This window comes from Plesiocystis pacifica SIR-1, from assembly GCF_000170895.1.
GTDB lineage: Bacteria > Myxococcota_A > Polyangia > Nannocystales > Nannocystaceae > Plesiocystis > Plesiocystis pacifica.
Genome location: NZ_ABCS01000080.1, coordinates 21234 through 45510, shown reverse-complemented (window position 1 = coordinate 45510; position 24277 = coordinate 21234). Strand labels below are relative to the sequence as shown.

20 protein-coding genes are annotated in these 24277 nt (G+C 70.6%); 5 read left to right on the top strand and 15 right to left on the bottom strand.

Translation table 11 applies throughout. The annotated features are described in order from the left end of the window. The first annotated feature begins 73 nt into the window (after positions 1-73). Positions 74-817 (top strand): YbhB/YbcL family Raf kinase inhibitor-like protein, encoded by a 744-nt coding sequence (locus tag PPSIR1_RS48455; protein WP_006975052.1) that lies wholly within the window; start codon positions 74-76, stop codon positions 815-817. A gap of 15 nt (positions 818-832) precedes the next feature. Here PPSIR1_RS48455 and PPSIR1_RS49655 read toward each other — a convergent pair whose 3' ends face one another. After that, complete coding sequence (locus PPSIR1_RS49655; RefSeq protein WP_006975051.1) at positions 833-2800, bottom strand: pentapeptide repeat-containing protein; 1968 nt, start codon at positions 2798-2800, stop codon at positions 833-835. 28 nt (positions 2801-2828) lie between these two features. Between PPSIR1_RS49655 and PPSIR1_RS30345 the strand changes: the two genes are divergently transcribed. Next, positions 2829-3608, top strand: coding sequence for a purine nucleoside phosphorylase YfiH/LACC1 family protein (locus PPSIR1_RS30345; RefSeq protein WP_006975050.1), 780 nt, complete (start codon positions 2829-2831; stop codon positions 3606-3608). Positions 3609-3641: 33 nt separating this feature from the next. Here PPSIR1_RS30345 and PPSIR1_RS30340 read toward each other — a convergent pair whose 3' ends face one another. From PPSIR1_RS30340 to PPSIR1_RS30310, 7 genes are all read right to left on the bottom strand, one after another. Then, the gene (locus tag PPSIR1_RS30340) at positions 3642-3860 is read right to left on the bottom strand and encodes a hypothetical protein (RefSeq protein ID WP_006975049.1); all 219 of its coding nucleotides are present in this window, start codon (positions 3858-3860) and stop codon (positions 3642-3644) included. Between the two features lie 135 nt (positions 3861-3995). After that, positions 3996-4961, bottom strand: coding sequence for a hypothetical protein (locus PPSIR1_RS30335; protein WP_006975048.1), 966 nt, complete (start codon positions 4959-4961; stop codon positions 3996-3998). A 371-nt stretch (positions 4962-5332) separates the two neighbouring features. After that, complete coding sequence (locus PPSIR1_RS30330) at positions 5333-6499, bottom strand: ADP-ribosylglycohydrolase family protein (RefSeq protein ID WP_006975047.1); 1167 nt, start codon at positions 6497-6499, stop codon at positions 5333-5335. 299 nt (positions 6500-6798) lie between these two features. After that, the gene (locus tag PPSIR1_RS30325; RefSeq protein ID WP_006975046.1) at positions 6799-7713 is read right to left on the bottom strand and encodes a serine/threonine-protein kinase; all 915 of its coding nucleotides are present in this window, start codon (positions 7711-7713) and stop codon (positions 6799-6801) included. 80 nt (positions 7714-7793) lie between these two features. Further along, positions 7794-8879, bottom strand: a complete 1086-nt coding sequence (locus tag PPSIR1_RS44285; protein ID WP_006975045.1) for an anti-sigma factor — start codon at positions 8877-8879, stop codon at positions 7794-7796. Continuing rightward, on the bottom strand, positions 8876-9400 hold the full coding sequence (locus tag PPSIR1_RS30315) for an RNA polymerase sigma factor (RefSeq protein ID WP_006975044.1): 525 nt from the start codon (positions 9398-9400) through the stop codon (positions 8876-8878). The genes PPSIR1_RS44285 and PPSIR1_RS30315 overlap by 4 nt, the downstream gene beginning before the upstream one ends. Positions 9401-9514: 114 nt before the next feature. Then, entirely contained in the window at positions 9515-10372 is an 858-nt protein-coding gene (locus PPSIR1_RS30310) for a fasciclin domain-containing protein (protein WP_045117056.1), read from the bottom strand. Positions 10373-10546: 174 nt separating this feature from the next. Between PPSIR1_RS30310 and PPSIR1_RS30305 the strand changes: the two genes are divergently transcribed. Beyond that, positions 10547-11911: a patatin-like phospholipase family protein gene (locus PPSIR1_RS30305; RefSeq protein WP_006975042.1), complete on the top strand. Its 1365-nt coding sequence runs from the start codon at positions 10547-10549 to the stop codon at positions 11909-11911. 611 nt (positions 11912-12522) lie between these two features. Here the strand turns inward: PPSIR1_RS30305 and PPSIR1_RS30300 are convergent. Both PPSIR1_RS30300 and PPSIR1_RS30295 read right to left on the bottom strand, forming a co-directional pair. Further along, positions 12523-13248 (bottom strand): potassium channel family protein, encoded by a 726-nt coding sequence (locus PPSIR1_RS30300; protein WP_006975041.1) that lies wholly within the window; start codon positions 13246-13248, stop codon positions 12523-12525. Positions 13249-13583: 335 nt separating this feature from the next. After that, positions 13584-16880 (bottom strand): AMP-binding protein, encoded by a 3297-nt coding sequence (locus PPSIR1_RS30295; protein WP_157596127.1) that lies wholly within the window; start codon positions 16878-16880, stop codon positions 13584-13586. 311 nt (positions 16881-17191) lie between these two features. On the opposite strand from PPSIR1_RS30295, the gene PPSIR1_RS30290 reads away from it, so the two are divergent. Next, positions 17192-17800, top strand: coding sequence for a hypothetical protein (locus tag PPSIR1_RS30290; RefSeq protein ID WP_006975038.1), 609 nt, complete (start codon positions 17192-17194; stop codon positions 17798-17800). 139 nt (positions 17801-17939) lie between these two features. Here PPSIR1_RS30290 and PPSIR1_RS30285 read toward each other — a convergent pair whose 3' ends face one another. Genes PPSIR1_RS30285 through PPSIR1_RS30275 form a run of 3 tightly spaced genes read right to left on the bottom strand, consistent with a single transcriptional unit; the run spans position 17940 to position 20078 of the window. After that, entirely contained in the window at positions 17940-18626 is a 687-nt protein-coding gene (locus tag PPSIR1_RS30285) for a TIGR00266 family protein (protein WP_006975037.1), read from the bottom strand. Between the two features lie 27 nt (positions 18627-18653). Beyond that, on the bottom strand, positions 18654-19352 hold the full coding sequence (locus PPSIR1_RS30280; protein WP_006975036.1) for a TIGR00266 family protein: 699 nt from the start codon (positions 19350-19352) through the stop codon (positions 18654-18656). An 18-nt stretch (positions 19353-19370) separates the two neighbouring features. Continuing rightward, positions 19371-20078 (bottom strand): TIGR00266 family protein, encoded by a 708-nt coding sequence (locus PPSIR1_RS30275; RefSeq protein WP_006975035.1) that lies wholly within the window; start codon positions 20076-20078, stop codon positions 19371-19373. Between the two features lie 296 nt (positions 20079-20374). Between PPSIR1_RS30275 and PPSIR1_RS44280 the strand changes: the two genes are divergently transcribed. Further along, positions 20375-21352, top strand: a complete 978-nt coding sequence (locus tag PPSIR1_RS44280; RefSeq protein WP_006975034.1) for a M48 family metallopeptidase — start codon at positions 20375-20377, stop codon at positions 21350-21352. A gap of 24 nt (positions 21353-21376) precedes the next feature. Here PPSIR1_RS44280 and thrC read toward each other — a convergent pair whose 3' ends face one another. Next, positions 21377-22753, bottom strand: coding sequence for a threonine synthase (gene thrC, locus PPSIR1_RS30265; protein ID WP_006975033.1), 1377 nt, complete (start codon positions 22751-22753; stop codon positions 21377-21379). 15 nt (positions 22754-22768) lie between these two features. Further along, positions 22769-24226: a hypothetical protein gene (locus tag PPSIR1_RS30260; RefSeq protein WP_006975032.1), complete on the bottom strand. Its 1458-nt coding sequence runs from the start codon at positions 24224-24226 to the stop codon at positions 22769-22771. Positions 24227-24277: the final 51 nt, after the last annotated feature.

The following is a 24277-nucleotide window of genomic DNA, read 5'->3' as shown; positions in this document are numbered from 1 at the left end:
ACCCCCTCCGTCCGCCACACCGGCCGGGGACTCGACACCGAGGCTCGGTCCCAAAGCCTGATAGCGTGCGCCCATGCGATGGCTTTCGATCACCGCTGCGCTCGCGAGCGCGGCCATGCTGACCTTGAGCGCCTGCAGCTCCGACGACACGGACGAGGGCGCCGACGAGCACGCCGACGAGCACTCCCACACCGAGGACACCGAGACCGAAGAGTCCTCCGACACCGAGGAGTCGACCGAGTCCACGGACACCACCGAGACCACCGAGTCCGAGGAGTCCACGGACACCACCGAGACCGAGTCCGAGTCCGAGTCCGAGTCCGAGGAGACGACGGAGACGGAGACGGGCGGCGGGCCGTTCACGCTGAGCTCCCCGGCCTACGACGACGGCGGCGTGATCCCCGACGACAACACCTGCTTCGGCGCCAACGTGTCGCCGCAGCTCGACTGGGAGAACGCGCCGGCCGAGACCCAGAGCTTCGCGGTGTTCTTCACCGACCTGACCTTCTCCTTCGACCACTCGGCGATCTGGAACATCGACGCCGGCGCGACGGGCCTGCCCGCCGACGTCGACAAGATGCCCATGCCCGCCGACGTCCCGGGCGCGATCCAGGCCGAGTCCTACGCCGGCTGGCACGGCTACGCGGGTCCCTGCCCGCCCGCCGAGCACACCTACCAGTTCATCCTCTACGCCCTCGACGTCGACACCCTCGACGGGGAGATCAACGAGAACTCGGGGCTCGGCCAGGTCAAGGCGGCCTTCGAGGCCCACGCCCTCGAGCAGGTCACCCTCGACGGGATGTTCGACCCCCCTTGAGCCGAGGCTCTGGGTTCAGCGCAGCGCGCCGTCGAGGCGCGCGTCGTCCAGGTCGGCGTCGTCGAGCCGGGCGCCGCGTAGATCGGCGAAGCGCAGGTCCGCCTCGCTGAGGGAGGCCCCGCGCAGGTCCGCCCCGCGCAGGTCTGCCCGGCGAAAGTCGGCGTTCCACACGATCGCCTCGCGCAGGTCGGCGCCGCTGAGGTCGGCATGGTTGAAGCGAGCCCGGCGTAGGTCGGCGCCGCGCAGGTGGGCGCGGGCCATCGAAGCCTGAATGAACTCGGCCTTGTCGAGGCGCAGGCCGCCCAGGCGCGCCCCCGACAGGTCGGGGCACAGCGGCGAGTTCAGCAAGATCACCCGTCGCTCGCTCAGGTAGCGCGCCATCGGCAGGCTCAAAAAAGCCGCGATGGCGTCGTGGGCGTGGGTCGGCCGGTCGTAGCTCGTCCACTGATCGACCCCCACGTGCCCCGCGCGGTAGCGGTTGGTCCACGCCGAGCGCACGATCAGCCGGGTGAGGAAGGGGCCGGCCCAGCGCGCGTCGATGTGCGGCCACCAGTGCGCGTCGAAGGCCGAGGCCGGGTGCTCGCGCCCGCGACCCAGGGCGGCGAAGGTCGCCAGCGCCCGCTCGGGCTCGCTCCAGCACTGGCCGCGCAGCGTCGCCAGCGAGGCGCCGAGGCTCTCTTCCCCGCTCTCGCGCTGACGCAGGTCCATGGCCAGCGCCTCCACGGCCGCAGGCCCGCCGGGTGTCCGTTCGGGCTGGCCGCCGAGCCAGTCGCCGAACACCGCCATCGCCTCGAGCTCGCCGGCCTCGCCCAGCTCGCGGTCCAAGCTGGCCATGAACTCGCGCTCCCGCGGGTCCAGAGCTCCGCCCGTCCGCCGGCTCTCGAGGGTCTGCGCGAGCCACAGCGCCGGGGTGATGACGCCGTCTTCGTCCGCCCGCGCGTGCACGGCCCGGCTCGACTCGGCCAGGCTCGGGCCGTCGACGACGGTCAGCTCGGGCCAGGCGAAGCTCGTGAGCCCCAAGGGACGCCGCCCCTCCCAGCTGCGCTGGAGCGCCCGCGCGTGGGCTTCGCTCACCTCCCCGGGCAGCGCCACGACCACGCTCTGCGGCGGCCGCCCGCTTCGCACCAGGGGCTCGATGGAGCCGGCGATCCGCTCACACAGCGCGCCTCGGCCCGCGTCGTCTTCGGGCAGGCCCGCGTCGAGGCACCAGGTCCACTCGGCCTCGTCGGCCTCGCCGGGAGCCGTCGATGTCGACGCCTGGGGCCCGAGCTGGATCAGCGGCCCGCGTCGCGCTCGGGGCCCGCAGACCGTCGCGTGATGGGGGAGCTGACGAGCCGAAGCGACGAGCATGCGCAGGCGCTGGGGGCGGTCGCGGCAGGCCAGGAAGTCGCGGGCCCGCGCGGCCTCGGTCGGACCGACGCCGAGATCTTCGGCGTCCGCCAGGTTCGGCTCGTCCACGTCGATCGCGTCGCGCAAGCCGGCGAACACGGGGACGAGCGCCGCGCCAAAGCCCGCCGGGTTCAGGGCCGGGGCGAAGTGCTCGCGCACGAAAGGGTCGAAGTAGCCGTCGGTCTCGAGCTCGACGGCCCCCAGGCAAGCCGAGAGGCTGACCTCGCGGGTGCGGTCGAAGGGCTCGAGGACCTCGCCGTCACGCCACACCCCGCCGTAGTCCTGGCACACGCCGCCGAAGCAGTCGGTGTAGACGAAGGCGAAGCTCAGCCCCGGGAACGCGGCGGAGAACTCCGCGAGCTCGTCGATCACCCGGGCGTCGAAGATCTGGATCAGCTCGTGCCCCCACGGGCCGGGCAGCACCGGCTCGAGGAAGCGCCGCCGCTCGGCGCCGCCGAGCACGACCCTTTCTGGGTGCGCGTCGACCCGGGGCAAGCGCAAAAAGGGCCAGCGCTCGAGGGCCGCGCGGGTCAGCTCGAGCTTGAGCGCTGGGGGGATCGGCGCGCTGACCAGCGCGGACATCTCAAAGCCCACGGCGACAGTATGCTGTACGCTCCGGACCGTGATCGAGCGCGCGAGTCACTTCCCCGAGGGTGTCGTCCACGGCTTCTCGACCCGCCTGGGCGGGGTCAGCTCGGGGCGCTTTTCGTCCATGAACCTCGGCGGGCGCTGGGGCGACGCGCCGGACAAGGTCGCCGAGAACCTGCGCCTGCTCGCGGACATGGGCGGCTACGCCGGTCGCAGGCTGGTCCGCGTCCGCCAGGTCCACGGGGCCGCGGTGATCCCGGCGAGCGAGGTGGTCGAAGGCAGCGAGGCCGACGGCGTCTGGCACCGCATCCAAGCCGGAGCGGAGACTCCCGCAAACGAGCGCCCCGTGCTCGCGGTGATGACGGCGGACTGCGTGCCCATCCTGCTCGTCGATCGCCAGGGCACCGTCGCCGCCGCCGTCCACTCGGGCTGGCGCGGCACCGCAGCCGACATCGCCGGGGTCGCCGTGGCCCAGCTGTGCGGCCCGGGCGGCGCTCGGCCCGAAGATCTCCTCGCGGCGATCGGCCCCTGCATCGAGCTCGACGCCTTCGAGGTCGGCGAGGAGGTCGCCGCGCAGTTCGACGCGATCGCCGACCAGCTCGGGCTCGCCCAGCCCCTCGTCGCCCGCGAGGGCTACGCCAAGCCCCACGTCGATCTCGTCGCCTGCGTCCGCGCCCAGCTCGAGGCCGCGGGCCTACCTGCCAACCAAATCGAACGCGTGGGCGCTTGCACCCACGCGCATCCCGATCGCTATTTTTCGTACCGACGCGACGGCGCTGGCATCGGCCAGCACCTCAGCTTCGTCGGCCTCTAACGCCAAAGCGGTGACGCCAAGGCAACCCGAGGGCTACTCCTTGTTGGAGGCGTCGCCTTCTTTTTGGGTCTTGTCGAAGTCCATCTCGGCCGGGTCCGTGAAGGTCCCGACGACGGACCCGATGAAGATGCCCACGAAGAACAGCGTGAATCCGCCCATCATGATCATCATCCCGATGGAGGCGGGGGTGGTGATGGGGGGCTTGCTAGCCTCGATTTCCCACTTGTTGTCTTGGATCTCTGTGCGGGACATGTGTGCTCCGGACGGATGGGGGCGCTGCACGGTCTGGACCTCCCAGACCGAGCTAGAGTGGCGAAGCTAGCATGTCTCACAAGGCCCGATCAATCGTCCATGTGCCACATGCGGACATGGCGCATTGGACGGGCCTCACGAGCCGTAGTCGACGACGAGGCGGTAGCGGCCCTCGGCCGCGTTGACGTTGTCGACGACGAGCAGCGCGGTGGCCGACTCGGCGAAGGAGGCGATCGCGTTCACGCCGCAGGACATCTCGGAGGTCGTGGCGCAGTCCGAGCGGATCGAGACGATCGGCTGGATGTCGCCCTCGAGCACCTCGACGGTCGCGCTGAGCACCCCCGAGCCGTTGAGCGCGATGGGGAAGATGTCGTCATCGCCGGGGGCGCCGCACTGGCTGTCGACGCGGCCCTGGACGTCGTCGACGTCGGCCTCCCACTCGAAGTTGCCGCCATTGCCGAGCTCGATCAGCTGGTCCTCGAGGGCGTCGAAGCAGTCGTTGTCGTTGGCTTCGGGCCCAAAGCGGAGCTCGAAGGCGTACTCGCCGGACTCGCCGAGTTCGGTGTCGACGATGATGTAGTAGACGTCGCCGGGCTCGCCCTGGTCGTAGTAGGCGCGACCCGGGACGGAGTTCTTGATCGGCGCACAGACCTCGCTGTTCTCGATCACCCCCGGCTCGCAGGGGTCGCCACGGACCACGCGCAGGACCGGGTTGAAGTCGGTCTCCGTGGGCAGGAAGTCGACGAACACGTCGTCCGAGACCGCGCCGATGCGGTAGACGTCTTCGCCCCCGGAGCCGCCGCACCAGCCCTCGGTGCCCGAGCACCCGCCGAGCTGTCCGCGCACCACGATGGTCTCGCCGGCGGGCAGGTCGATGGGGTTTTGGCACGAGCCAGCCCGCGGATCCGAGTTCATCATCCCGTCGTCGGTGCCGTCATCGGTGCCGTCCGTGCCGTCGGTGGCGTCACCACCACCGCCGCCACTGGCGTTGCTCTCGTCCACGCACACCGGCGTGTAGTCGGGGTCGGTCCGCAGCCCGCAGCCCAGGGTGAGGGAGACGAGGCCGAGCGAGGCGATGCCGAGGCCGAGGCGAGGACGCATGAGTCGATCTTGCACGGGGCGTTGGGGGCCGTCAAAGGTTGCGCAGAGATCAACTGGAACCAAGGGGGCTCGGAGGGAGCACCGCCGCGAGTTCGCCACGCACACCGCGAGAGGACCGATCCCGTGCATGTCCGCGGGCGCCGTTCCCTTCATTTCTTGTACCCAGCACTCCCGACGGCACTGAGGTTTTGCTCAGCGCCCCTGGCCCACGTCCCGACTCAGCGGCTGTCAACGAACCCACGCCCCCGCCAGCGGGGGCGACCACATGCCCTCTCGCAGGCACGAACTCCATTGCCCCACGACCAAAGCGGAGGAGCGGACAGCGACGAAGCGCCCCCGGTCCCCAGACCTCTGCGGGGGCAAAACAGCGCTCAGCTCGAGCCGAGCCCGCGCGTCCGGGACAGTTCGCTCAGCCCCCGCCCGATGGTTCGCGGGCGGTCCTCGAACAGACGATCGAGGTTGCCCTCGAGCACGACCAGGGGCGGGTGCGCCGGCCCGGGCTCGCGCCAAAACAGCGCCTCGATGCGCTCGAAGATCGAGCCCGTGGCGTGCAGACCGTCGAGCCAGCGCTCGGGGATCTGGCCGAGCCCCCGCCGCGCCCCCTGGATGGCTCCGACCATCGCGCCGATCGTGTCCGCGTCGCCGCCGAGGTTGACCGCGGTGATCACCGCGCGCTCGAACTCCGGGACGAGGTCGGCGACGGTCAGGGCCGTGAGCACGCTGCAGGGCGCGAAGCCGTTGGTCGCCTTGACCGTTCCGTGGGCGCCGCCGGTGGCGTTGGCCCGCTCGGCGATGCCGTCGAGCAGCTCGTTCAAGTCGTCGCAGCGCGCCCGATGTTCGACCAGCGCCCCGAGCAGGTCGCCGAAGCGGCGGTCGTCGGGGAGCTCGAGCGTGTCCCGGGCCCGACACCGCGCCCGCTCCACCGCGCCCACGAACTCGGGCCGCAAGATCGGCAACGGCGGCTCCCAAAAGGCCTCGGACACGGCGATGGCGACGGCCTGGGCCGCCCCGATGCCGCGCAGATCGCTGTGGGTCACGGCGCTGATCCGGGCGGCGAAGTGGTCTCGCTTGCTCGGCGCGTCGCGCCACCACAGGCCCACGGGCGCGATCCGCATGGCCGCCCCGTTGCCGCCGCTGCGGACCCCGAAGGCGAGGGGGTCGTCCTTGGTCGCGGCCATCAGCCCGCGCACGGTCTGGCGCAGGTTGCTGCCCACGCCGCGGTGCAGCCCCCAGCGACCGACCTGCTGCGGCCCGGCCTCGCGCAGCGCGACCAGCAACTTGGCGAACTCGCGCTCGGGCGCCTTGGGGTCGAGGGCGATGGCGTCGGCGACGGCGAGGGCTTGCTGTCCGTCGTCGCTGTGTAGACCCCGCGGGCGCCAGTGCGGTCCGGGGACGTGCTCGTAGTTGATCAGCGTGCCGAAGCGGCGCTCGATCGCCATCGGCGTCCAGCCCTCCACGGGGCAGCCCAGCGCGTCCCCGATGAGCAGCCCGTGCATGCAGCCGGCGACCCGGTCCCACGCGGCGTCTTCGCTGAGCACGGTCCTAGCGTAGAGCGACTTGGGGCCCTCACGCCAGCACTCTCGGCACTCAGGGACTGTGAAGTTTTCACAGTCCCTGTCTATTTTAGCCGTCGTGGACGACGCCACGCCCTCCCTGCCCCACGTCCACGACTCAGGGACTGTGAATGAATTCACAGTCTCTGACTTTTCTATCCGTCGTGGACGACGCCACGCCCTCCCTGCCCCACGTCCACGACTCAGTCCCCTCCAAAGCTAGGGAGGCCAACCCGGCCGCGGGGTCACCCTCGCAGCCCCGGTCATAAACACCAGCCGGCCAGTCAGCGGAACCAGCGCGCGAACAGGCCGCGGCCCCGGGATCGCTCGTGCTCGAGGGCGTCGAGGAGCGGCCCCATGGTCGGCCAGCGGGCATCGGGCTCCGGGGCCAGTCCACGCCGCAGCGCCTTCGAGAGGCTCCGAGACAGCTTCACCCGGGCGGGCAGATCGCGCAGCTCGCCGCCTTCGATGGCCCGCGAAATCTCCCCGGAGGTTCGTCCCGGATAGGGCCGCTCGCCGGTGAGGCTCTCCCACAAGGACACACAAAAGGCGAACTGGTCCGCGCGCGCGTCGACCTCCCGGCCGAAGTGCTGCTCGAGGGCCATGTAGGCCGGCGTCCCGGACAGCCCCAGGGTCGAGAGCAGATCGGGCGCCGACTCGAGGGCGTCGAGCAGGCCGGGGGTCATGCTGTCGAGGGTCTGGAAGCTGTCCGTGCCGCGCGTGCTCCGGGCCAGGCCAAAGTCGGTCACGAGCACCCGGTCATCGTCGCCGAGCATCACGTTGTCGGGCTTGAAGTCGCGGTGCATCACCCCGGCCTCGTGGGCCGCCGCGAGGCCTCTGCCCGCGGCGAGGTAGGCGTCGACGATCGCCGCCCGCGGCGGCTTCTCGGCGTCGAGCCACTCGCGCAGCGATCGACCCTCGACGTACTCGAGGGCGAGGAAGGTGACGCCGTCGTGGGTCCCGACCTCGTAGATCTCGATGATGTTCGGGTGGTCGAGGCGGGCGAGGGACTTGGCCTCTCGCAAAAAGCGTGCGCGCTGATCGGGTCGCTGCGATCGCTCGGCGCGGAGCAGCTTGAGCGCGACGGGGCGATCTTTTTCCTCGTCCCAGCCGGCGTAGACGATCGCGTTGCCGCCCGCGCCTGCCAGGGAGTAGACGCTGTAGCGGCCGATCGACTCGGGCAGCGGCGCGTCGCTCATGGCCCCATTATACGCCGCGACGAGGGCGAGGCTCCATCACGACTGGCCCCGTCGAGTGGCCCCGCCCACCGCGTGGACGGTCAACCAGCCTTGGCCACCATGGCGACACGCTCTTGGCTCGAAACCACCACACCGCCGGGGGCTTCGACGGTGATCACGAAGGCGCCCGGCTCCCCGATGAGCAGCTTGGCGTCGATCGGCACCGTGAGCTGGCCCGAGCCGTCGATGTCGAACACGCCCCCATCGACGGGGTGGCCCGCGCGTTGGCTGTCGACGATCCACAGCTGGTACTGCAGCTCGGTGGGGTCGTTGATCTCGAGGCCCTGGATCTTCATGACGCCGGCCTGCAGCTCCGAGCTCCAGATCACCGAGCCGCCCGCGCCCTGGCCGTTGGCGGCGTCGTCGGTCGCCGCGAACTTCCACTCGAGGGCGTCCTCGGACGCCTGGACCTGAGCCTGGAGGGCCTCGGGGTCGAGCTCGGCCGCGCCCCGCTGGCTGAACAGCCACAGCGCCAGACCCAGGACCACGAGGGCCGCGACGGCGCTGAAGTAGGCGGCGTAGCGGGCGGTGTTGGCCGCGCTGCGGCTGATCACGCTCTGCCCGGCCTGGCTGAGCCCGACCTCGCTGGCGCTGAGGCCAGCGGAGCTCAGCGCCGCGGGGTTCAGGGACGAGGTCGCCGCCTTGCGGCTCGCGCTGCTGTCGGCGAGCACCGAGGCGTCGATGACCTCGTTGACCGAGTCGGCGATGATCGAGTTGACGAGGATCGCGTCCTCGCCGATCTCGCCGAGCTCGGACTCGGGGTCGAGGTAGGCCCTGGGCCCGGACTTGGGCCCAGACTTGGATTTGCCCTCGCGCAGCTGGGGACGGTCCTCGCGCTCGCCGATTTGTGGCGCGAGGGGCTTGCCGCGGGTCTGCTCGTGCTGGCGCGCGTCGGTGAAGCCGAAGTAGTCCCCGGCCTGGGCGAGCAGCGCCGCGTTGAGCCCTTCCGGCATGGCCTCGCCGTGGGGCAAGAGCGCCAGCTCGATCGCCGCGGCCGCCTCCTCGTAGCTCGCGTCGACGGGCTCGCCGCCGAGCAGGAGCTCGAGCTCGACGCGCTGACGCTCGTCGAGACCCTGGGTGGCCCGATCGGTGTGCAGCGTGTGCAGGCGTTTGCGACGATCACTCATGACGCGTCACCCCGAGTGTTGGCACGCTCGGCGAGCAGGCGCTTGCGGACCGCGACGAGGGCCCGACGAACGAGGGATTTGACCGTGCCCAGGGGCATGGACAGGGCGTCGGCGATCTCGCCGTGGGTCATGCCCTGGCCGATCGCCAGGGAGAGCACGCGGCGCTGCTTGGGGTCGAGGGTCGCCAGGGCGCTGGCGGCGAGCATGGCCTCGGCGCTGCGCTCGAGGGTCGCGTGCTCGTCGCCCGCCATGGCCTCGGGCATGGGCTTGAGCGCGGGCCGGCGCTGCGCTGCGCGCAGCCGATCGATCATCCGCCGACGGGCGATCATCGCCACGAAGGTCCGCTCCGAGGCCTGGCTCGGGTCGAAGCGCCCGGCGTGTTTCCACAGCTCGATGAAGATGTCCTGGGCGGCGTCCTCGGCCTCGGCGGAGCTCGCCGAGAAGCGCCGCGCGACGCTCCAAACGAGCGGGCCGTGCTCCGCAATGCATGCTCGGACCGCAGCAGCGTCGCCCGCCGCCACGCGACCGAGGAGCGTCTGTTCCCGCGCAGTCAGGAAACTGTGAGTAACAGATTCCTGGCGCAGGCGGAACACTCCATCGATCTCGACCATGCATTTTCCCCACCCTCGACCCGATCAGCCGATCCCGAACGAGCCGTCGATGACGTGGATGAGGCCGTTGCGCGCCTCCACGTCGCGGACCAAGACGCGCCGCCCCCCGACGTGCAGCCGCGCGCCCGCGCCTTCGACGTCCATGCGCTGGCCCCCGAGGCTGCGCAGGCGCGCCCCCTCGTCGAGGTAGGAGCGCCCCGGAACGATGTGGCGGTGCAGGTAGGTCTCGAGGGTCGGCCGCGCCGCGGGGCGAAGCAGCTCGTGCCACTCCCAGGTCGGCAAGGTCATGAGCCCCCGGGGCGCGAGCAGGGTGTAGGGCAGCGAGCCCCGCAGCAGCGCCTCCATGTCGAGGACCTCGCAAGCGTGCAGCAAGCGGCCGAAGTTGTCGGACAGGTGCAGGAGCTCGAGCAGGTCGAACTCGGCGGGGGCGAGGGCCCGATCGAGGATGTGAATCACCACCCCCGGGTGCGACGCGACCCGCAGGTCCGTCTGCAGCAGCTGCGCCCCGTCCACGCGCACCGAGCCCTCGTCGTCGAGGTCGGCGTAGAGGCGCTGACCCAGCATCGAGTCCAGCCGACCCCGGCGTTCGAGGTCTGCGACCGTCAGCCCCGGACGCGGCGAGACGTGCAGCCTGAGGGAACGAAGCATCGCCGCCCGGTCGTGGCCCAGGCACTCGGCGAGCTCCGAGAAGGCCTCGTCGCTGGGGGCGAGGATCGTCGCGCCGCTGCCCAGCTCGTCGAGAAAACCCCCCTCGTCGAGGGCGCGCCCAAAGGCCCCCGCGCCCTGAGCGGTGAGGCGCAGGAGCAGGCTGGACGCGCGGCTTGGCCAGCCGCGCGGAGTCAGCGGCGCAGCACGGTGGACCGGGAGGGGACGGACTCGCATCGACGCAACCGGGGTCATCGCAGCGGTGTTCGTCGGCGAGCGTGATCCGGATGCACCTCGAGCCGAGAAATCTTCAAAAAATCGCGCCTCGATCGGTCCGGGCGCCCCCCGCCGATGAGGCCGCGTAAATGGCGCAATTGTGACTACCCCAAATTGACGCGATATAAATGAGCTGTGGGCCTGACCCTGATTCGCAACACCAAGGGCAAGCTCGCCAAAGACCGTCCCAAGATCGCTCTAGTCCTCGCCGGCGGCGCGATCACGGGGGGCGCCTTCAAGCTCGGCGGCCTCAAGGCCCTCAACGACTTCCTGGTCGGCCGCGACATCATCGACTTCGACATCTACGTCGGCCTGTCGGCAGGTTCGCTGCTGTCCGTGCCCCTCGCCGCGGGCCTGTCTCCAGACGAGATGATCCGCGTCCTCGACGGCACCTCGTCGAAGTTCTCGGCCGTGGGGCCGCGTCAGCTGTACACGCCGAACGTGCGCGAGATCGTCGGCCGGCCGACGACCGTCGCGCGCGACATCGCGGCGTGGTTCCCGAGCACCGTCGCCGACACCCTGCTCAGCCTCCCCGAGCTCCCGAGCACGCTGCACGACGCCCTCGGTGAGCTGCTGCGCTCCCCCGACCGCGCCCAGCTGCGCCGCACCCTGCGTCGCCTCCGGGCCGGCGTCGCGCCGCGCAAGGCCCTGCCCTCGCTCAGCGACGCCGTGCCCACGGGCTTGTTCACCAACGCCCCCCTCGAGGCCTGGCTGCGCGCCAACCTCGAGGGCCTGGGCCTGCCCAACGACTTCCCCGGCTTTTGCGACGCCCGCGGGCGCGAGCTCTACATCGCCGCCTGCGCCCTCGACACGGCCGAGCGCGCGGTGTTCGGGCCCGGCCGCCACGACGAGCACGCGACGATCTCCCAGGCCGTGCAGGCCTCGACGGCGCTGCCGATCTTCTATCAGCCCGCGCGCATCGACGGCGTCGACTACGTCGACGGGGGCGTGCGCAACACCGCCAACATCGACGTCGCCATCGACCGCGGGGCGGACCTGGTCATCTGCTACAACCCCTTCCGGCCGATCTGGAACGAGGTCGACCTCGAGCTCCCGGCCGAGCTCGGCGGCCGGCGGATCACCGATCAGGGCCTCAAGGGCGTGCTCAACCAGGTGTTCCGCACGCTCTTGCAGTCGCGCCTGCGCCTGGGCCTCGAGAAGTACCGCCACCACCCGACCTTCCGCGGCGACATCGTGGTGCTCGAGCCCAAGGAGTACGACCTCGACTACTTCGGCCTCAACCCCATGGACTTCGGCAAGCGCGAGGTCGCGCTGCGCCACGGCTTCGAGTCCGTGCGCCACACCATCGAGCAGAACTTCGACTCCCTCGAGGATCTGCTCCACGCCCACGGCCTGCGCATGAGCCAGGTGACCGCGGCCCAGCGCGCCGCGCAGATCGTCCGCGAGCGCGGCTGGAACGTGGCCGCGAACCTACCCCCGAGCCGAGCCAACGAGCGCGCCCGCGCTCGGCCGCGGCTCCGGGTCGGCGACGCCTCCTGAGTTCTGTTTTGCCCCCACAGCCGCCCGGGACCGGGGGCGCTTCGTCGCTCCGCTCCTCCGCTTTGGCTTGGTGGGCAATGAAGTTCGTGCCTTCGAGAAGGCTCGTGGTCGCCCCCGCTCGCGGGGGCGTGGATTCGTTCACTGCTCTGATAAGAAACTGACCACTCGGTAGTCAGCGAGGGCTCGCTTCATCCTTGGTAGGCCGAAGCCTCGCTTCGGTGATGGCTGATAAGAAACTGACCGAGCGGTAGCTGGCCTGGGCGCCGTTTCATCTCTGGTAGGCCGAAGCCTCGCTTCGGTGATGGCTGATCTGAGAGAGTCGGCCAGAAGGACGCGCGTCGCCTCGCGCCAGACCTGGCGGCGAGATCGAGGAGCCGAAGCGAGGGCGTCTCGAGCATACTTCGAGCTTCGGCGACGACGAGCCTCGTCGTCAGGAACAAGCGAGGCGGCGCGGCTCATTCTGGCCGACCCTCTGAGTTCTGCCTTGCCCCCGTCGGCGTCTCGGCACCGGGGGCGCTTCGTCGCTCCGCTCCTCCGCTTTGGCTTGGTGGGCAATGGAGTTCGTGCCTCCGCGTGGGCTTTCTTCGCCCCCTGAAGGGGCGTGGATTCGTTCACAGCCCTGAGCGCGGCCCTCGAAGCTCGGGCCGGACGTGCTCGAGGGTCCGCTGGAGCGCCGCGAGCTGGTCCTCGACGCGCGCCAGCGCCTCCAGGGTCTGGTCCTCCTCGGCCTCGACGAACACGCTCGCCATGAAGCCCGCGAAGTAGCCGAACACTCCGACCCCCGCGGCGATGATGCACGCCGCCACGATGTGGCCAGCGGTCGTGGTCGGGGTGATGTCGCCGTAGCCGACGGTGCTGAGGGTCACCAGCGACCACCACAGCGCGTCCTCCAAGCTCCTGCCCTGGGGCTCGACGATCTGAAAGGCGAGGGCCCCGGTCAGCACGATCGCGCCCGTGAAGCCGAAGGCGCGCAGGGCCTTGGTGCCCTTGCCGCGGAAGCGATGCAGGCGCATGGCCAGGCGCGCGACCTGGAACAGGCGCAACAGCCGAAGCGCGCGCAGGCTCTGGGCCAGCGCGGTGAACGGGATCGCAGACAGGAGATCGGCGATCTTCTCGGGCGAGCGCAGGTAGGCCCAGCGCTCCTTCGCCAGCGCCAAGCCGAGCAACCACTCGCCAAAGAACATCGCGCACAGAAAATCGTTGAGGCCTGCGACGGCCACATCGCTCCTGCCGTGGCTGATCTCGAGGATCAGCAGGGTGAACATCGGCAATAGCAACACGTCGTTGATGTAGCCGAGCCACTCGTACACCCGGAGCCAGCCCGAGCTGCACTCCACTTCCTTGCATTCTCCATCCCGTTCCATGGCCGCGCGACGGGTCAGTGCAGCGAGGACTGGGTGGGTTCGGCCGTGCCCGAGTGCGCCGGGTCACGGGCGACGGCGGTCTCGGCTGCGGGTCGGTGACGCTCCTCGCGAGCGCCTCGAGTCGTCGCGGTCAGTCGCACTGGGCCTTGGACGCGCACATCGACCAGGCCCTGACGTAGCCGACGCCCGTCGCCTCGTCGCAGGTCGTGTTGTCTGTGAGGCGTCGATGAACGTGGCCTCGAGCCTGCTCTCGCAGGGCGGGCGTCTCGATGACGCTGACCGAGGGCCGCCTGCGCTCGCGCCTGGGCTCACCCCGGGCCGCTCCCCTGAGCCTGACTTCCCTCGAGCGGGAGGTAGCGGCTCCCGCCCGGATCCCAGCGCAGCGCGTGGGCCTCTCCGGGGTCGATGGGCTCGGCGCGCAGGGGCGACTTGAGCGGCCGGTAGCCGTCGCTCAGGGCCACGCGCGCCCGGACCCGGACCCAGATCGGCCGCTGCTCCGGGCGCAGCCCCCCGACCACGCGCTCGAGGCTGCGGGGGTCAAAGCGCGCCGGGTCGGCCACGACGAGGGTCGCGATCGGGAACTCGTGGGCCCCGGGGACCCCCGCGGACGCGAGCGCCTCGGGCAGCTCGTCGCGGGCGACCCCGTGGACCACGACCAGGCGCACGCTGCCGAGGTCGTCGCCCTCGATCCCGGTCTGGCCCGTGCCCGCGTAGATCACGTCCTCGATCTCCCGGCTGGCGATCCACCCGTGCGGCCCGTGGATGAGGTGGCTGGTGCGGTCGACGTACCAAAAGTCGCCCTCGGCGTCCCGGCGCACGAGGTCGCCGGTCACGAACCAGGTGTCGCGCTTGCCGAACACGCTGGACAGGAAGGTCTCGCCGCGGTGGCCCGCCGGTCGAGGCTCGCGCAGCCCGGGGTGGGTCGGGTCGACCTTGGCGATGAGCAGGCCGGCCTCGTTGACCCGGCAGCGCCGGGCGTGGCCCTGGGAGTCGCGCACGAAGTCGTTGGCCGCGAAGTCGTAGGCGACCACGGCGAGCTCGTTGGTCCCGGGCATGGGCCGGCCGAGGGCGCCGGGCTTGTCGGCGACGTTGGCCAGGACCAGGTTGCCCTCGGTCGAGGCGTAGAACTCGCGGATGCCGATGGGGCCGAAGCGGGCCTCGACGCGGCGCCACAGATCGGCGCGCATGCCCGAGCCGGCGATCAGCCTCAGGGGGTGGTTGCCCTCCGAGGGCGAGCGCGGGGCGTCGGCGAGCAAGCGCCACTGCTCGCCCGCGTAAAAGGCCACCGTCGCGCCGTAGCGGCGGACCTCGGCCCAGAAGTTCTCGGGGTCGAAGCCCGCGCTCAGGGCCAGGCGCGAGCGCCCGACCAGCGCCCCGCCCACGGCGACCAGCATGCCCGCCGGGTGGTGCAGGGGCAGCACCGAGTAGACCGTGTCCTTGCTCGACAACAGGCAGCTCGCCGCCGAGCCGTAGGCGGACACGGCCCAGCGCGCGTTGCTGATCCGCGCCTCCCGAGTCCCCGCCCACGGCCGCACGGTCACGACCACCAGGGCCAGGTCGCGGGCCCGGCCGGGGTTGGGCACGTACCACGCGGGCAGCTCGACGCGGGCCGGGTCGATGGCCTCCATGTCGAACACCCCGGCGGGCAAGGGGCGGCTCGGGTCGCGCTCGGGGCCGCCGCCGAGCACGAGCACGGGCTCGTCGCGGCGCGCCACCGTCCACGCCTCGACGGCCTCGGCGGCGTTGGGCGGGTCGGCCACCACGGCCGCGAGCTCGCCCTGGGCCAGGGCCTCGCCGAGCAGCCGGGCAGAGGCATGCCGATCCTCGTCGTCTCGCTCAGAGCGCGCGCCCGCGCCCGCCCCGGCCCCAGCAACGGGCCCGCCCAGGTGCGGCTTGTAGAGCACCGCGACCGCGCCCAGGCGGTTGAGCGCGGCGACCACCGACAGGTAGCTGGGGCGCCCGTCCATGATCACGCCGACGCGCTGCCCGGCCCGCACGCCGCGGTCGATGAAGCCGCGCACGATCGCGTCGACGCGGCGGTCGGCCTCGGCGTAGGAGAAGGCCCGGCCCTTCCACAAAAAGAAGGTCCGGTCGGGAGAGCGCGCGGCTCGGTCGGCGAGCTCGAAGGCCAGGCTGATGCGCGTATCCGGCGCGAGGCGCTCGAGGGTGCGCAGCCGCGGCAGCTGATAGCGCATGTCGTCGAAGCTGTCCCCGAGCTCCCGGCTTCGGTCCTCCACGCGCGCGAGGAAGGAGCGGGCGAGGGAGCCGACCACGTCGACGATGGGCTCGAAGTCCGCCTCCACGTCGAAGGCCTCGATGTCGTCGTACTCCTGGCGCAGGCGCTCGGCGGCGACGCGGGCGGCCTCGGGATCGGGCAGCGCCTCCGGCCGCGGGCCCGCGCCCTCGCGCCAGCGCACCCACTCGGCCACCGCCGGCCAGCTGCGCGTATTGGCCGTCGAGCCCACCACCAGGCCAAAGTGCCCGGCGGGCAGGGGCAGCTCGTAGCTCTCGGCCGCCGGCGCCGCCTTGGCGATGCCGCGCACCGAGGCCGGCCGGGCGATGTCGTCGCGCTCGCCCACGAAGTAGAGGATCGGCACGTCGAGCTCGGCCAAGGTCGCGGTCCGCCCGGCGATCACGAAGCCCCCCGCGCTCATCCGGTTGGCGACGATGAACTCGTCGACGAAGGTCCGCAGCGCCGGCCCGGGCCAGGCCACGAAGCCCTCCCCGCCCAAAAAGCGCCGCCGACTCTCGCGCTTGATCAGCGCGTCGCGGTCGTGGAGCTTGGTCATGAAGTCGCTGATCTGCTGCAGCTCCTTGCGCAGCGAGACCACCTTGAAGGCCGACGAGGTCAGGATCCCCGGCAGGCCCTCGATCTGCGCCAGCGGCTTGGCGACGGCGCGCCGGGCCGCCCCGATCACCCGGCTGCCGACCTCGGCGTCGATCGCCGGCAGGTTGCGGTGGATGTCCACGGGGCTGCCAAAGGTGATGATCGAGGCCACCCCCTCGCAGCGGCGGTAAGCCGCGGTCTGGTAGCAAAACATCCCGCCCTGGGAGTAGCCGACGAGGTGCACGTCGCTGTCGGCCTCGGCCCGCGCCCGCGTGATCGCGTCGTCGATGGCGAGCACGTGGTCATCCAAGGTGCGCTCGAGGCCCCCCTCCTCGCGCTCGGGGGCGCCGAAGTCCACCAGCCACACGTCGAGGCCGGCGCCGACGAGGAAGGCCACCGCCGAGACGTCGGGGGCGACGTCGTAGACCTCCGAGGTCACCATCAAGGGCGGGATCAACAGCACGGGCGCGCGCACCTGCGTCGTCGCCTGCTCGCGCTCGCTGGCGCCGGGCTCGCTGGTGTGCGCGCTGGCGTAGCGCCTCAATCGATAGCGCCGCGAGCTGTGCACGATCTCGTAGGGCGAGCCCCAGGGATCCCCGAGGCGGCCGAACTCGATCAGGTCCTTGGCGTTCTGAACGGAGGCCCGCATGCGTCGCAGACCCCCGCGCAGGCCAGAGCGAGATCGTCGAGACTTCGGGCGGCGCTTTTGCTCGGCCATGGACAGCGCGAGGCTATCAACGCGGGGCCGTTCGAAGTCGCCCGAGACGAGGGCGTCCACCGCGCATCCTGGGCGTCGTTTTGGCGGGCTGGCCGCGTGTGTAACTGGCATGGAGAGGCAGATGTACGCGATGCATGCAAATGTAGCCCCAACGAATACATCACACGACAAATAATCATAGAAATAGCGACGCGCGCGCGAGCGAATTCGAGGACCTAGACCCATCTCCTCGGATACGGGGAACTATGCCCCGTTTGAGCCGGTCAGTGTGGGACAGCCCGGGCGAAGCGGTACGATTTCAATATTCGCGAAATGTATATCTTTCAGCTTCTTTTTCTCGATCTCGGCCCGAAGCTCAGTAGGCTAAATCCATGGGCAACAAGGTCCCCTACGAAGGTGCTCGAGAGCTCCGCTGGGTGCGGGTGAGTTCCAGCCTACTCACCTATGTCGACACGGAAGTCGAGCTTGCCGATGGTCTGTGGAACGACTGGCTGGCCGCGGTCGCGGACGAGCGAGTCAAGGGCGTGCTGATCTGCGCTGCGGGGCCCATCCAGCCCTCGCACCAGCAGTGGCGCCGGGCCACCCGGACGATGCGCGACCGCGACATCCCGGCGTCGGTCGTGACCGAGTCTCGCCACAACCTCGCCCTGGCCAAGGCGGCGTCCTGGCTGGGCACGGACATGCTCTCCTTCCAGTGGTCCGAGGTGAAGATGGCCTGCCAGCGCATCTGCGACGACGAGAAGCTGATCCCGGCGCTGCGCATGAAGCTGGTCTCGATCCGCGACGCCCACGGGCCCGTGTCCGTCACCGGCGACCGCAAGGCCCCCGAGTTCGAGCGCTCTCGCTACAACTCGATGTTCTCGCCCACGAGCCACATCGAGGTGTCGCCGGAGGACGTGATCGAGACCAACAGCGAGATCCAGGCGACCCTCGCCGCGCTCCAGGCCCGCTCGGCCAAGCGCGCGGACCAAGCCGGCTGAAGCTCACCCGTTCCCCATGAAGAGAGCGGCCCTGCGTCTGCAGAGCCGCTCTTTTTCCGCGCGCGCGCCCCAAGCCCAAGCAACGAAAGAGGGCGAGGCCGCGGCGGCCTCGCCCTCTCCACGCAGCTCGGGGCCGCTCTCAGTTGTTGGTCTCGACGGGCCGGAAGGGCTGCAGGAAGGCCGCCAGCGCGCCCGCGTTGCGGGTCTGCAGGTAGATCTTGCCCTGACCGGAGAAGTCGCAGACCAGGCCCTCGCCCGAGAAGAACAGCCCGCGCGTGCCGCCGAAGGAGCGGACGTTGAACTGCAGGCCCTCGGTGAAGCCCACGAGGTGGTCGTTGTCGATGGTGTAGCCCTCGGGCGGGCAGTCGACCTCGTGCAGGGCCCCGTAGGAGCAGTAGTAGACCGTGCCGGGGCCGGTCACCTTGAGCATGAAGGCTCCGACGCCGCCGAAGAAGCCCTTGACCCCGCCGAACTTGGTGTCGAGGTTGAGCTCCTCGCCGACGTGGGCCACGTAGGCGCCGCTTTGCAGGAAGAAGCTCTGGCCCGCGGCCAAGTTCATGGCGCGCAGGTCACCCTCGGGGCCGGGGGCCAGGAACAGGCGCTGGCCGGGGGCGGTGGAGGTGAAGGTGTTCTGGAACAGCGACTCGCCGCCCATGAGCTTGCGCTTGGCCGCGGCCAGGAGACCGCCGCGCATGGAGGTCTCCATCTTGATCGCCGTGTCCATGGCGACCATGGCCCCCGACTCGCTGACGATTTTCTCGTTCGGCTGGTCGAAGGTGATCTGAAGCATCCCGAAGTCGGGGGTATCGATGAGCTGGTGTTGCATGGCTCTGGTTCCTCTCTCGACCGGGGTTCAGCCCGCGCGCGGGGGCAGCATGGCGCCGACGGTGGCGCCGTACTCGTTGGGGTTGCGGCTCTGGATGTAGAGGCGGCCCTGGCCAGCCATCTTGAGGACCAAGCCCTCGCCGGACAGGAAGCTCGAGATCAGGCCCTTGGAGGCCTTCTCGACCGTGTAGTTGATGCCGCCGGTGAAGGCCACGAGGTGACCGGTGTCGACGATCATCTCGCCGTTGAGGTCGATGGTCTCGATGGCCCCGAAGGCGTTGAGTAGCACCGGGCCGTTGCCGGTGGCGGTCAGGAAGAACAGGGACTCCCCGGAGAAGAAGCCCTTGAAGCCCTGGAAGTTGGTGTCGATGGCGACGCTGTCGGGGGCGGCGACGTAGCTGCTGCCCTGGATGACCAGCTGTTCCCCCTGGAGGGGGTGGACGACCATGTCACCGGTGAGGCTGGGGGCCAAGGTCACGTGACCGGGGCCGCCCTGGGCCGTGTAGGTGTTGGTGAAGAAGGACTCGCCGCCGAGCGCCATGCGCTTGAGGCCCTTGAGCAGGCGGCTGCCGAGCCCGCCCTCGTTGGGGTTCTTGGCGGCGGCCTCGACCGCGATGTTGCGGGTGTGCGAGACCATCGCGCCGGACTCGGCGCGGATCATCTCGTTGGCGTTGAGGTTGACCTGGGCCAGGCTGTGCGCCGGGCGGTAGTGGATTTGGATGTCCATGTCGGTGACTCCTTCGGATCAGCTCAGGTAAGGGGTGATCCAGCCGACGAGGGCGCCGAGGTTGCGGGACTGAATCCAGACGCGGCCGGTGCCCGAGAACTCGCACACCAGGCCCTCGCCCGAGAACAGGAAGGACTTGAGGCTGAAGCCGCCGGAGCTGCCGGCCGCCTTGACCTTGAAGGTCATGTTGCCGTCGAAGGCCACGATGTGGCCGGTGTCGACGATGAAGGTGCCGTTGACGGGGACCTCGGTGATGCCGCCGTAGCTGTTGATCCACACGTCGCCCTGGCCGGTGCACTCCTGCAAGACCATGCCCTCGCCGCCGATCATCGACTTGAAGCCGCCGAAGCGGAGCTTGGTGTCGACGGTGCCGGTGCTGGCCAGGTAGGCGCTCGACTGGATGAACAGGGTGCGCTGCCCGTCGAGCTGCTGGTGCATGATCTGCCCGGACAGCGACGGCGCGAGCACGACCTCGCCACCTTGGGCGCCGTGGAAGTCGTTGACGAACATGGTCTCGCCGCCGAGGAACTTGCGCGCGAAGGCGGCGAAGAAGGCCTTGACCTTGGCGAAGAAGCCGGCGTTGCGGCCCGCGTTGAGGCGGGTGTCCATCTGAAGGCCCGGGGTCTGGCGGACCATGGCGCCAGCCTCGGCTTGAAGCATTTCGTTGGGTGCGAGCTGGACCTTGAGCCAGGCGAAGGCCGGTCCGTGTTCGATTTGGTGCTGCATCGAGATCTCCGTCGCAGGCGAGCGAGGTCGCTGCGGTTTGATCGAGTGTCGGTGGGGTGAGGGGTTCCGGCGCGGCCCGGAGGGGCCGTCGGAGCAGGGCACACAATCGGCTATAGTGAGGGTCGGTTCAAGTGTCTGACCCGCGTCATCCCAACGATTCTCCCGCTGGCAAGCCCCTGGTCTTTGGTCCCTCGACGACCTATCCGTCGGGTCCTTCGGCCGGACACCCCGCGCCCGGCTCGTCGCCCGATCTGTCCGATCCGTCGATGGTCCAAGGGTCGAGGCCCCGGAGCGGGATGGGCCGTCCGACCCACCCCACGCCGGGAAATTCCGGCGGATCCGTCGAGCCCCCCGGGCCGGCGCCCCAGGGCTTCTCCCGCGGCCCCGAGGGCGGGAGCTCGACCTACGTCCCGCCTCCGCCTCCCCCGAGCTCGGCCCCGCCCCCGTCCGAAGGCCAAGCGGGAGGCTTCGGCGATCCGGCCCATCGCAAGAAGCTGTGGCGGAACGCCGCGATCATCGTCGTCGTCCTCGCCGTCCTCGCCTGGGGCGTCCTGAAGCTCCTCGGCGCCATCGCGGAGCAGCTCGTGGACTTCGTGCCCACGGAGGTCGACGTCGCGCTCGGGGAGCAGAATTGGCAGGAGCTCGCCCCCCCGGAGGCCCAGTGCACCGACCCCGGGCCCCTCGCCTACGTCGAGGCGCTGTCCCAGCCGCTGATCGACGCCCTGCCCGAGGACGAGCGCGAATTCGAGTTTCGCTTCGTCGTCGTCGAGTCCGAGGAGATCAACGCCTTCGCCCTCCCTGGCGGTTTCGTGACCGTGAACATGGGCCTGCTCGAAGCGGCAGAGAGCGGAGAAGAGGTCGCGGCCGTGATCGGGCATGAGATGACCCACGTGACCCACCGTCACGGCATGCGGGCGGTCTTGCGACGGGTCGGTGGCATGACCCTCGTCGCCATGATCTTCGGCGGCACCGATCTCGAGGCCGTGGCCTTCGCTGCCGAGGGCTTGGCCAATCAGTCGCACAGCCGCGAGCAAGAGCGCGACGCCGACGAGGGCGGACGCACCATGTTGATGGCAGCTGGGGTCGACCCGACGGGCATGGCGACCTTCTTCGAGCGCCTCGAGGCCCTCCAGGGCGAGCTCCCGGGCGCGGCGATCTTGCTATCCACCCATCCCAACCCGGGCGAGCGCGCCGAGACCACGCGTGAGATCGCGGCCACTTTCGAGGCCACGCGAGATCTCCCTGATCCCCCGGACGATCTGCGCTGTCACTGAAAGGTCCGGACGAATCCGGCCGACTCAGTTCGCCTGCTCGTAATCGTCGAGTAAGCGGTGCAGCTCGCCGACGGCCTGCTCGGGGTCGCCGGTCATGCTCACGGGGTGGTTGGCCAGGCGGCTCTCGAAGCCGAGGGTCTCGCGGTGGTAGCCGGCCTTGAACTCGGTGAACTTGAGGCCGTGGGCCGTGGAGATGACCACGACGCGGTCCTGCTTTTGGATCGTGTTGGATTCGATCAGCTGCTCGAGGCAGGCCAGGGCCACGCCGGTGTGCGGGCACGAGAACAGCCCGGTGCGGTCGGCCCGGGCCACGGCGTGGGCGAGCTGCTCCTCCGTCGCCTGCAAGACCATGCCGCGGGTCTCGACGATGGCCTTGACGGCCTTGCTGAGGCTCACGGGGTTGCCGATCTGGATCGCCGACGCGAGCGTCGGCTGGGCCTGCACGGCCTCGAAGTCGTCGAGGCTCATGTCGCGGCCGGCCGCGCGGGCGCGCTCGTAGGCGAGGAACAGGGGGTTGGCCTGGGCCGCCTGGCAGCACACCAGGCGCGGCGGCGCGGCGATCAGACCCATGCGCTGCATCTCGAGGAAGCCCTTGGCGATGGCCGAGACGTTGCCCAGGTTGCCGCCGGGGACGAGCACCCAGTCCGGGACCTCCCAGTCGAACTGCTGCACGATCTCGAAGGCGATGGTCTTTTGGCCCTCGACGCGCAGGGAGTTCATCGAGTTGGCCAGGTAGATGCCCGTGTCGCCCTTGCTCGTGTCCGTCAGCCGCTGCACGACCTTCATGCAGCCGTCGAAGTCGGTGTCGAGGCTGCACACCATCGCGCCGTTGGCCACGGGCTGGATCAGCTGGGCGGCGGTGATCTTGTTGGCCGGCAAGAGCACGACGACGGGGATGCCCGCGGCCGCGCCGTAGGCCGCGAGCGCGGCCGAGGTGTCGCCCGTGGACGCGCACGCGACCGCGCGGATCGGCTTGCCCTCGGCCCGCATCTGGCGAACGGTGGACACGAGCACGGTCATGCCCAGGTCCTTGAAGGAGCCCGTGTGGCTGGTCCCGCACTGCTTGACCCACAGGTCCTCGACGCCCAGCTGCTTGCCGTAGCGCTCGGCCCAAAACAGGTTGGTCCCCCCCTCGAACAGGGACACCACGTTCTCGTCGGCGATGTGCGGCTGGACCCACTCCTTTTTGCCCCACACCCCGCTGCCGTAGGGCCAGCGCGTCCGCAGATAACGCTCATCGAACAGGCGCATCCACGCCGCCGCCGAGCGGCTGCGAAGGCCCTCCTCGTCGTGGGTCACCTCGAGCAACGCGCCGCAGATCGGGCAGCGGTAGAGGACCTCGTTGAGGGGGTGCTGTCCGGGACAGCCAGCGACGCAAGAAAACCAAGCGCGGTACTGCATAGCGCTCAGGATGTATCACAGCTCGACGATCGTGAGCACGTCCGGGGCCCGGCGCCAGGTCTGGGGCAATTCGGGATCGGTCGAGGGGGCGCTGGCGCCTAGATCCGTGACCGCGGCCGCGCCAAGGTCGAGGCTGCACGGGTCCGCCAGCGCGCCGGTCGAAGGATCGAGCTCCACCCACCACAGCCCGCCGAAGCCCGCCGCGTCGCTCAGCGTGTCCCGGGGCGCCGTGCTCAGGGCGAAGGCCGAGCCGTCGGTGCGCAGCGCGAGGGCCCGGGGCTCGAGGGTCTGGGCCTCGGGGTCGGCCGCCGCCGGTGCCCAGGCCGAGGCCGCGTCGAGGGCCGAGACCTGCCCGCAGACCTCGACGGAGCCCGCGCCCGGATCCCCGCGCAGGGCGTAGACCCCTCGCTGCTCGTGGTCGCGGCGGATCATCAACCACCGGGGCCCGGCCGCGAGCTCGCTCGGGAGCGCCCGCAGCTCGCCCAGGGGCCAGCGCTCGCCGTCGTCGAAGGTCGCGAAGCCGCGCAGCTGGCAGTCGCCGTCGTACCACCACAGCCGGGACTGCTCGACGTCGCTGGCGACGATCGGGCTCTCGGCCACGAGCACGCCGCCGAGCCCGTCGGGGGCCAGGTAGCGGACCCGCTTGCCCGAGAAGCCGAGCGCCGTCGAGCAGTGCGGAGCCGCGGCCGCGCCCGTGCGCGCCTCGGTCACGTCGAGGATCGCCAGGGCCTCGTCGCCGTCGCAGGCCAGCGCCACGCGTTCTTCGCTCAGCGCGGCCATCGTCCACGCCCCCGCGCAGCCCACCGGCGTCGACTCGATCTGCACCGGCTCGGCCGGGTCGCCAAAGTCGAGGGTCGAGACCGTGAGCAGGGCGCTCGGGTTGACCCACACGCTCTCGGGCACGAACAGGCTGTTGGCGAACACCCCGACGAGCAGCACCTCGCCGAGGGCGTCGTCGCTGGGGTGGGTCGCCAGGCTCAGGGGCTCGACGCGATCGAGCTCGGTCAGCCGGACGCGCTCGGGATCCGCGTCGGGGGAGCTCAGGCCCAGAGCCGCGCCGACGTCGAAGGGCTCCCCCGGCCCGACCTCGGCGAGGGCTTCGGCGTGCACGCTCAGCAGCGAGCCGGCCTCGACCTCGGGGTAGTGGCTCAGCAGCACGTGCAGTCGCTGCCCGTCCCAGGCCAGGCCGTAGGGCTCGTCGAGGCGATCGCCGACGATGTCCCCGCCGGGGTTGGGCTTGAGGTCGACGTCGAGGGCCCCGCGGTAGCCCGAGCCGGGCCCGCGGGCGCCGTAGAACTCGACGCGGTCGTCGAGGATCTGGCTGACGACGACCACGGTGCACTCGGCTCCGTCTTCGCTGCAGCCGAGCAACCCGCTGGCGACCCCGGCCTCGTCGTCGCCCTCGCCTGCTGAATCACCGCATCCAATCGAGCCCGCCACGAGGGCGGCGAACAAGACGAGCTCCCGGCGCATCGCGGACAGCCTAGCAGCCCGAGAGACCCCTACTCCCTCACGCAGCCCAAT